At 57.4% G+C, this 10,093-nt stretch carries 4 protein-coding genes; all 4 read right to left on the reverse strand.

The annotated features are described in order from the left end of the window. Nucleotides 1–160: 160 nt before the first annotated feature. A complete protein-coding gene (recD, locus tag ACZYUB_RS07235; protein ID WP_463946736.1) occupies nt 161–2,269 on the reverse strand; it encodes an exodeoxyribonuclease V subunit alpha in 2,109 nt (702 codons plus the stop codon). Beyond that, nucleotides 2,266–5,760 (reverse strand): exodeoxyribonuclease V subunit beta, encoded by a 3,495-nt coding sequence (recB, locus tag ACZYUB_RS07240; protein ID WP_463946738.1) that lies wholly within the window; start codon nt 5,758–5,760, stop codon nt 2,266–2,268. Before recB ends, recD begins: the two co-directional genes overlap by 4 nt. Then, nucleotides 5,757–9,197 carry an exodeoxyribonuclease V subunit gamma gene (recC, locus tag ACZYUB_RS07245; protein ID WP_463946740.1) on the reverse strand — a complete coding sequence of 1,147 codons (3,441 nt, stop codon included), beginning with the start codon at nt 9,195–9,197 and terminating at the stop codon, nt 5,757–5,759. Before recC ends, recB begins: the two co-directional genes overlap by 4 nt. A gap of 222 nt (nt 9,198–9,419) precedes the next feature. Next, the gene (locus ACZYUB_RS07250) at nt 9,420–9,668 is read right to left on the reverse strand and encodes an Lpp/OprI family alanine-zipper lipoprotein (RefSeq protein ID WP_460884269.1); all 249 of its coding nucleotides are present in this window, start codon (nt 9,666–9,668) and stop codon (nt 9,420–9,422) included. Nucleotides 9,669–10,093: the final 425 nt, after the last annotated feature.

Genomic DNA, 10,093 nt, shown 5'->3' on the forward strand with positions numbered 1-10,093 from the left:
GACAGCATAGCTCGGGAACTGAAATACTCTCCCCACCCTCGGTCGGCGTTTCCTGCATCGGCACCCAGGCAAGCAGAAGATCACCAAACCGGGGGAGTTCACATCGCAGATGAACTCACGCCGCCAGTGTCCGTTGCGGCGGATGGCGGAGCTGGAATATTTATCGCTCCGAACGCTCGAGCATGGCCGTCAAGCCGCTGTTACGTTCGGTCGGACGTAGAGCAATGCGCACCAGCAGCGCCTCACTGCCAAATAACTCCAGGCGTTGTTTAGCCCGGGTTACACCGGTATACAGCAGTTCGCGAGTCAGTACCGGATTATCCAGCTCGGGCAACACCAGCAGAGTCTGGGCAAACTCCGAGCCTTGGGACTTGTGCACCGTCATCGCCAACGCCGTTTCATGTTCCGGCAGACGACTGGGCAAGAAGCCTTGCACCCGTCCATCAGGAAGCTCAAACCAGACACGCAGCCGCTCACCATCGTGAGCAGCAATGCCAATGTCACCGTTATAGAGCCCGAGACTATGGTCGTTCCGCACTATCATCACCGGCCGTCCGACGAACCACTCCCCATCCGGTTGTAGCAGCCCCTGCCGTGACAAAGCCTGAAGAATAGCCAGGTTGAGACCGCTGACACCCCACTCGCCTTCGCGAAGGGCACAAAGCACCCGCGTCTGCTGAAAGGCATCCAGCATGGCTTTGGCCATCTGAGAATCCATTGGACCTCGCGCCAGAGCCAGATATTCGGCATAACCACTCACGGCCCGCTGTAATAGTGTCTGTCGGCGCTCGCTATCGGCATGCAACTGAATATCGGCAAATCCGCTGCCGAACACTCGCGTCAAGCCTTGTCGATCCCCTTGGTTAATCGCCTCGGCCAGACGGCCGATCCCCGAGCCGGCATGAAAACGCCAGCTCTTGCGCAACCAACAGAGCCGGTCACGCAGTGGTAATGCTTGTGGGACAGTCGGTGACTCCAGCGCATAACCGGTCACCGCCTGCAGCCATTGCACCTGGGCTTGACTCGGCGCTTGCTGCAGCAATTGGCAAATATCTCCCAGCACGGCCCCCGCCTCCACCGATGCCAACTGATCCTTGTCACCCAGCAGGATCAGCCGGGCCGAGGGTGGCAACGCCGCCAAGAGCCGCGCCATCATAGGGAGATCCACCATCGAGGCTTCATCTACCACCAACACATCCAACGCCAAGGGATTATCGGCATGATGCCGGAATTCATGGCTCTCCGGGATCACCCCCAGCAAGCGATGTAAGGTACTGGCCTGGCGGGGTAAAGAGTCACATATGGATGCCTCCAGTCGAGGGGCTAACTCATCCAACGCCCGCCCCAAGGACTCGGTCAGGCGCGCCGCCGCCTTACCGGTCGGGGCTGCCAGGCGGATCATCAACGGAGTCCCAACTGCCTGGCTCAACGCCAACTGCTGCAATAGCACCAGCAAGCGGGCGACCGTGGTCGTTTTGCCTGTACCCGGACCGCCGGAGATCAGGGTAAAACGTCCACAGCTGGCGGTTGCGACTGCCAGCTTCTGACCATTCAGGCAAGCGGAGGATGGTACGAGTTCGGTTAATCGGGCATACAACGTCTCAGGAGTACTGCTATCGAGAACCTGTGCCAACTGCGACCAATCCAGGGCCACATCCTCCCGCACATCCAGCCAGCGCTGAGCAAACTCGGCACAGGATCCCCCCTGCCGGACCACCTCGGCCCATGCCATCAGCAACCGTTGAGCATCAGGCCGAAACAGCATATCCAGTCGATGGGCTAACTGCTCAACAGGTACCGGTGCAACGAGCGGCTCCATGCTAGCCGCAGTCAACCAGGCCGCCACCCGGGCTTCGAAGTGGTAATAGCGCGCCAGATAAAGACGTCCGGCATCCAGGACCAATGGTCGAGTAGGTAGCACACCCCGGGTCGGCGCAGCAACCAGCGGTAGAGCCTGTAAGCGCTCGGCCAGCGTAGCAAGGGCTCCCAACTCGTGCTGCCAATGACTCAGGCCCAGACTCGCCAGGCGCTCGGGAATGGCGTTAAGGCTGAGGCACACATGCCCATCCCCTAGCTCATGGCTGAGCAATGCCAAGCACAGGCCGAAAGCCGGCTCATCCGCGCCGCCCAATTGTGCATTCAACCGCAGCAAAAAGTGGCTGAGCTCCCGATCAATCGGTCGCCAGACAGCCTCTGCCGTCAAGCGGGACCAGAGCGCGCCTTGCTGCGGAAGTAACTCCTCGATCGAAGCCATCATAAACGCCGTCATGGCGATACCTCTCCGGCAAATAACCGATCCAGACCGTGAATCAACGCCGGCTCTGGACGGGTAAAGAAGATCCCTTGGGAACTATCCGCCTGCATTCCGCGCAAGAACAGGTAGAAGACACCGCCGATATGTCGTTCGTAGTCATAGTCGGGCAAGCGGCTCGCCAGATAGCGATGTAATGCCAAGGTATAGAGCTGGTATTGCAGATCGTAACGATGCTGGATCATGGCCTGCTGCAGCGCATCCGGCCCATAGGCTTCCGCACTGTCACCCAGGTGATTGGACTTGTAATCCAGCACATAGAAACGTCCCTGATGCTCAAACACTAAATCCATGAACCCCTTCAGCATCCCCTGCAGGGTGGTAAAACTCAGGGGCTGAGCCTGCGCGGACAAGGCATCCTGTTGCCGCAACAGTTGGTTGAGCCGGTTGGCATCCAGCTCCGCAAGCGGCAGCAAAAACTCCATCTCGGCCAGACAACGCGTCGCGGGAATGTCTCGTAGTGCCAGCCCGGGTTGCAATTGTGCCGCTACGACATCGGCAACCCATTGCTGCAGGACCGGACGCCAGGGTTCCGGTTGCCAATCGGTCGCCAACTGAATGCCCTGTAGCCGACTATCAATCCAGGTATCGAGTGCCACTCCGGGCTGAATGGCAAAATCCAGCCCTTCAAACAGGCTGTGCAGAAAGGTCCCTGGTCGGGCACCGCGGGGAAAATCAAACCGATCGTAGCGCTTCTCCGCAACGGCCAGCACCGGAGATGTTACACCATTGGCGATACGACTGGCTGGCTGCGGGCCATGAGCCGAGAGCGCCGTGTAGGATGTCACCCACCAGTTGCGCTCCAGAGCTCGCTCGAAGCGCCGCACCGCACGTTGTGGCAACGGTGGCTGCGCATCCTGATAGCCCTCATCCGGCCACGCGAGTGTCTCTACTTGCTGCAGTCCGGGGATCTGCGCTTGTAAGGCCGTCAACCGGGCCGCCATCGTCGGTTGCGCATCGGTACCGCACAGCAAATAACGTAGCGCCGAAGGCAGCTGCGCCTTGGTATTCTTCACCTCGGCAACCCCCAACCAGGTGAGATACTCAGCCCGGGTCAGCGCCACATACAACAACCGCAGATCCTCGGCCAGTCGCTCCTGCTCGGCCTGCGCCAACGCCGCCTCGGTATTGAACAGATCCCAGACCACTCGGTTGCCCTCGTGGTAGCGGGACAATTGGCTGGGCCGCCAATCGGCAATAAACGGCAGCAAGACCAGCGGATATTCCAGCCCCTTGGACTTGTGGATCGTGACCACCTGAACCAAACGTCGTTCCGATTCCAGCCGCAACTTCTGCTCGTCGGCATTGCCGTCGGGCGCAGCCAGCTGTTCCCGTAACCAGCGCAGCAGTGCATGTTCACCGGGCAAGGTTGCGGCCGCCTGCTGTAACAGCTCGGCTACATGCAAGGCATCGGTCAAACGGCGCTCCCCCTCCTCTTCGATCAGCAAGCGGGCGGGGATCTGGTGACTGAACAGAAAGTGCCGAATCATCGGCAGCACGCCCTGTCGCTGCCAACGCACGGCCCCCTCGCGAAACTGCTCGACAATGGCCTCCCATTGCAGCTCATCGGCATTGAGGGCCGCCAACTGGTTGGCACTCCAGCCGAGTAATGCTGTTGCCATGGCACTGCGTACCCGCACCTCATCCCCCGGAGCCAGGCAGGCCTCCAGGATCCGCAGCAGATCGTGAGCCTCTTGACTGGCCAGTACCGAATCCCGATTCGACAGATAGACACTGCCGATCCCCAGTCGGCGCAATGCGCGGCGGACCAGAGATGCCTCGGTACCGGTGCGAACGAGGATGGCGATATCCCCGGGTTGTAGGGGCCTATCACCGATCCAGGCTTGCTGCTGTTGGGCCGCCACCAACCACTGATGGATCTGGCTGGCGCAGGCGATGGCTAATTTTTGCCGGTACAGACCGGATGCCAAAGGCCCATCACTGACCTCCTCACACCACAGTAAAGGCGCCACCGGCTGCCCCTGCAGGGTAAAAGCGTGTGTTTTGCCTTTGGCCTTGACCGGATGGAAGGGGATGTCACGATCATAGATAAACGGTGCGGAACTCTGGGCAAACAGGCCATTGACCGCTGCCACCAGACCCGCCGTGGAGCGATAGTTGGTATCCAGAGTGTAATGCGCCGCAACCTGCCGTTTGGCCTCCATATAGGTGAAGATATCGGCGCCACGGAAACCGTAAATCGCCTGCTTGGGATCACCGATCAGATACAGACCACAACTGGCTTGCCCGGCATAGAGCCGACTGAAGATCCGGTATTGCTGGGGATCGGTATCCTGAAACTCGTCGATCATCGCCACCGGATAGAGCTCTCGGATCCGTCGCGCCAGGGGATCGCCGTGAGCACCGCTCAACGCCATCGCCAGACCGCTCAACAGATCATCAAATGCCAGCAACTGCTTACGCCCTTTGGCCTGCTGGATGCGACTTCTCACCTCGACCAGCGCCTGGGCGAGGATCACATCCCGGATCCCCAATGGCTGCGCCATCAAGGCATCGATCGCCACAAACAAGGGATGCTGAGGCGGATTGCCTTTCGGACTCTTGGCGATCAGCAACTCCTGGCCAAACCGCGGCAGCTTGTCACACAGCTGGTAATCCTCGGTCGGACTCCGGGCCCACTCCCCGACTTGCGTCAGCCAGTTCGGCAGATTTTTACTGGAATAACTGCGCTTATCGACCCCCGAGTTGGCAATCAGCGCCGCGAGCTCCTGGGCCGATTCCAGCCACAGCGTTTTCACCTCGCAGATCCGTTGTAAAATGGCCGTGTGACGCTCGCTCAGGGATTCTCCGCCCCCCAGACAGACCAAATCCGGGCTCGCCAAATGGGGCGCCAACTCGTTGAGCAGTGCCGCCGGCTCAGCCCACAGCGCCCGCACCGCGCGCGCCAGCGGTAACGACAAGCCATAGCAATGCTGCCGCCAGTAGTCCGCCACCGCTTCGAAGCGTAAACGCGCATCATCGGTGACAAACTCGGTCTCGAACAAAGCGCCGGATTCAAACGCATTGCGGGTGAGCATGCGCTGACAAAAACCATGGATTGTGAAGATCGCGGCCTCATCCATCTGCCGCTCTGCGGTCAGCAACAAACGGCAGGCCAATGCTTGATCCGCCACATCCGCAATCAGGCTAGCAAGCAGTGGATCCTCGCTGACGCCGAGTTCGAATGCCCGCCGCGCCTGACGGATCCGGCTCAGGATGCGCTCCCGTAACTCGGCGGTCGCCGCTTCGGTAAAGGTTACGACCAAAATTTTGTCGACCGGCAAGGGTAAAGGATCGGGTGCGCCAAAACCCGATGCCGCATCGCCGTGTCCCAACAACAAGCGCAAATAGAGACCTGTGATGGTATAGGTCTTGCCGGTCCCGGCACTGGCCTCAATCAAGCGCTCCTGACGCAGCGGAAAGGTCAGTATATCCAGACTCTGGCTCATGATGCCGCCTCCAGGTGAACGTAAAGCGGTGCCAGTAGACGTTCACTCCACTCCGACACTTCGTGTTGTAATTGGGCATCCCAGTGCGGGAACACTCGGCGAATGTAGATATCCGCCACCTCACCCGGATTAAAACTATCGCCCTCAAATTGCTGCTGCATTTTCTGCGCAGCAAGCACCAAGCGCTGCGGATCCTCACTTCGTTGCCACAGCAGCTCTCCCTGCGGCCCTTTGCCTAACGCTCCCGCCTGCTGCAGCCAAACCCATCCCACGCGCAATAACAAGGGCAAAGGGCGCGTCAAACCAACCAGATAAGCCCCCATCAGGTCAGCCAAATAGCCGCGCGCCGACTCCGCACTCAGCGGTGCCAGTAGCCAACGATCCTGAAGACCCAATAACTGACTGGCCTGCGGCCGCTCACCGGTACTCGCACACCAGGCCAGATGTTCAATCCAGGCGCGCAGCAGTTGGGGGATGGCAAAGGCCCCCGGGCGATAGCGGATCAGACAACGCTGATGGATACCGGCCACAGATCCCAGCAACCAGCCTTGGCTCGTCACGCCAGGCTCCACGGATGGAAGACAAAGCTGTGGGAAATGCAACTGGACCAACTGCCGTTGTGGTTCGGTTGACAGCAGAGGCTGCAACGCCTCGCACAAGGGAGCAATCCCGGCTTCACTGCTCTCCAGCAGTAATTCGCCAAAGGCGCCAACCGGTAACTGACCCGAGAGCCGCAACCGGCTTTTCAATTGCGCCAGCGCCTGACCATCCGGCGCCTGAAGCCGCGCCTCCAGCAAGGATTGCTTCAGCAGATAACTTTCCAGCGCATCGGCCGCAAAGGGCTCGTCCTCAGCTTGAGCCTCTTCCTGGGAGCGAAACTGAACCCGCAGCCTGCGTTCGAAAAAACCGGCAACCGGATGCCGGAAAAAACGCAATAGATCCGCCAACTCCAACTCTGGCTGCTGTTGCCACTCGTCGGGCAATGGTAGCGGTGCTGCGAAGAAACGGGGAATTTGGGTATCACCCGGCAAGGCATGACTCCACTCCGCAGCGTAGGAGAGTGGATTATCGCCCCTGAAATAGCGGGCATCATAGGGGACCAGTGCCTGTTCGCGGATCAGGTGCTGGCGAACAGCCGCCCGCTGCGCCACCTCATCATCGGGATCCTCCCCCGGAATGAGGAAGGCCGATTCACAATAATCCAGTAGCTCTGTCACTAACACCGAAGGCTGTTTGTGACTATTGTCCTGGGCACTGCGAGCAACGTACGAAATGTGCAGATGCTGCTCTGCCGCCAGTAAGGCTTCGAGAAATAGATAACGATCATCTTCCCGACGTGAGCGATCGCCCCGGCGCGGAGCCTCGGCCATCAGATCAAATCCGAGAGGGGGAACCGCCCTGGGGTAGATGCCATCATTCATGCCCAATAAACCAACGACCTTGAAGGGGATCGAACGCATCGGCATCAAGGTGCAAAAATTAACTCGTCCCGCCAGGAATTGTTGGCCTGAACGCTGGTTGGTCAATTCGCCCTGCAGATAATCACGCAATACTGCCAGCGATAGCGGCTGTTGATAGGCGACAGTATGTAACTGCTCGCGTAGCCGGGCCATAGCGAGACGGATTTGTTCCAGCTGAGCTTCTCCCTCCTCCTCAACCCGATAAAATTCCAGCGACACCCGATCGATGAGCTCCCCCCAGGCATCGACATCGCGAGCCAGCGGCAACTGATCCCGCAACCAGCGCAAGCGCGTCAGAAAATGGCTCAAACGCCCCAACCGCTGGGCATCCTGTCCCTCGATTTCCAGGTAGGGCAATATATTGGCAAAAGGCGCCTCATCCGCCATGGCAAAACCGAGCAACATGCGTTGCATGCCATCTTGCCACGTATTGGCAGGCATCCATGGCAGCTCGAAGCGCTGCGCATCCTGAGGGTCCAAACCCCAGCGGATGCCCGAATCACGCACCCATGCCTGCATCTGCGCCAACGCGCTTTCATCCAGCTCCTGCGCCGCCATGATTTCCGGAACGGCGAGCAAACTGACCAACTCTGGCGCACTACAACGCAGATCCGGCAGATGCAGTAACGTTAAAAAACTCTGCAGCAGCGGACTCTCCTGCTGGGCAGAGCGGTCAGAGATCGAAAACGGGATATGACGCTCGGCAGTAGCGGCGCCAAATACCGCCTGGATAAATGGGCTATAGCTATTGATGTCCGCCACCATGACGACCACATCCCGCGGCTTGAGCTCCGGGTTGGCAGCAAATCGGGCCAATAGCGCATCGTGCAGTACTTCAATTTCACGCAATGGACTGTGGCAAGCATGGATCAGCACTGAATCATCATCGGCCGCCAACGCGATACGTTCCCCCTCCCGCCCTCGATCCATCAACTCAAGAACATCCGCTTGTAGCGTACTCAGCACATGGCGTGGCTCGATATCGACAAAGGCATCAAATTCATTGGGCTGCAAATCAACCAGCAACGAGTGATAGTCCCGCCCCTGCTTGCCCATAGAAACCAGTAACGGGTTACCCCGAACCATATCGCCAGAGTTGGAAAACAATCGATCCAGAGCCCCGGAATCAGCGACTAGAGGATGTTCTCCACTCAGATGGAGGTCTGCATCAAGATAAGCTCGGCGTTGCGCCAATAGCTGTTGTAGCCAGCGCTGGTCCATACGCCAATCGTCAGTCAAGTCTCCCCAGTAGTGACGACAAGGATTGGTCAGCATGACATGAACATCGACATGCTTGCCCAGTGCCGCCAAGGCCTTGAGATAATGGGGCGGTAGTGAGGTGATTCCGAATACGAACAGCCGTTGCGGCAAGCCAGGCAATGCAGTGGCTGCATCCAGCGTCTGGATCAATGCATCGAAAAGATTGGCACGATGAATATGCAATGCCTGCTGCTCGGTCGCTGCGACCAGAGCCCGCCAGAGGATGGGCTGCCAGGATTGGAGTTCTGCACCGAGACAACCACCACACTCCCAATTCGCAATCCAATCCGGACGATAAACCAAATATTGATCGAACACGTCAGCAATGCGCTGACTCAACTGGTAGCGCTTGCGTTCATCGTCATCCTGCTCAAGGTAAATCTGCAGTGGCTCGAATTCAGGTTGGCACAATAGTGACGATAACAAGCCCATGAGACGCCAGGCCATTGCCGATTTGGTGTATGGATTCTGCACCGGCACCTGGGGTAGCACCTGAGCAAACAACCCCCAGACGTATGAAGATGGCAGCGGAAACTCAAGACGTGCGGCGATGCCGAATTCAACAGCCAACTGCTGTTTAAGCCACTGAGCCATCCCGGGGCTCTGCACCAGGATCTGTTCAGCCACGAAAGGGTCGGTCAGTGGATCACGTCGAATCAATGCGGCCAGCAAAGACTTGAGAACATCCAGTTGATTGGAGTGATAAACGGAAAACATGCAGCCTCCAGTTTCCGATGGTCAGCACCGGGTCGCAGAAGAGAGCATCATAAAGAAAAATACGTTAGCCAGCTGATACCAAACGAATAAATTGCGTTATCTAGCGACGAAAAAGAAAGAGAGGGTTGGAGCTATGGAGGGATGATGAAAAAGCGAACAGAACTAAAGAGCAGACATAAAAAAAGAGTGGCGCAGTAAACTACGCCACTCTTTTTATTTTCATTACTTCTTGTAATGAGTAGCCATGTTGTCCAAACGTTGGTTTGCACGGATGGCTTCAGACTTGGCTTCCTGTACGTCGGTAGCCAGCTTGGTTTGCTCGGAGCGCAGAGCACTCACTTCGCCAGCCAGTTGGTCAACCTTGGTAGTCAGGCCTTGTACGTCAGCGCTCAGTTGGTCGGTATTAGCACAACCAGCCAGCAGAGTAGCGCTCAGTGCAACGGTGCCCAGTAAAACTTGATATTTGTTCATGAATAACTCCCTGTAACTTGCGAGATATAAGGCAAGCATGTGCAGTATGGCATAGATTATTCCCAATAGAAGCCCTATTTTTTTCTTTTTACCCCTTGAAATTGCAGAAAAAAATTGCATAGGGTCGCAAATGGAATAAAAACTGAGTTTTTCCACTTGTTTTGCTTATTTTATAGGCAATAAAACTTTTGTTAACCGCGAGATGAACAATAAAAATATGCCAGTAATTGACAACATATCAGCTTCAAGAAACAACACAAGGGACAGCAAGCAGATTCTGGTGGGAGATTTGATATTACCGAGCTGGTGCACAATTTATTCTCTGATGTGCCCAAAGAGCATGGTTCGGGACAACCACACGGTTGGATAGCTGGAGATTGCACAAACAAAAAAGCCCAACCTGTTCAGCAGGTTGGGCTTTCTAT

The organism is Pseudaeromonas sp. HNCC25DJ182, assembly GCF_055413365.1.

Excerpts from the sequence above, each read along its gene's own strand:
- recD (WP_463946736.1), bottom strand. The coding sequence starts at position 2,269 with ATGACGGCGTTTATGATGGCTTCGATCGAGGAGTTACTTCCGCAGCAA.
- recB (WP_463946738.1), bottom strand. The coding sequence starts at position 5,760 with ATGAGCCAGAGTCTGGATATACTGACCTTTCCGCTGCGTCAGGAGCGC.
- recC (WP_463946740.1), bottom strand. The coding sequence starts at position 9,197 with ATGTTTTCCGTTTATCACTCCAATCAACTGGATGTTCTCAAGTCTTTG.
- ACZYUB_RS07250 (WP_460884269.1), bottom strand. The coding sequence starts at position 9,668 with ATGAACAAATATCAAGTTTTACTGGGCACCGTTGCACTGAGCGCTACT.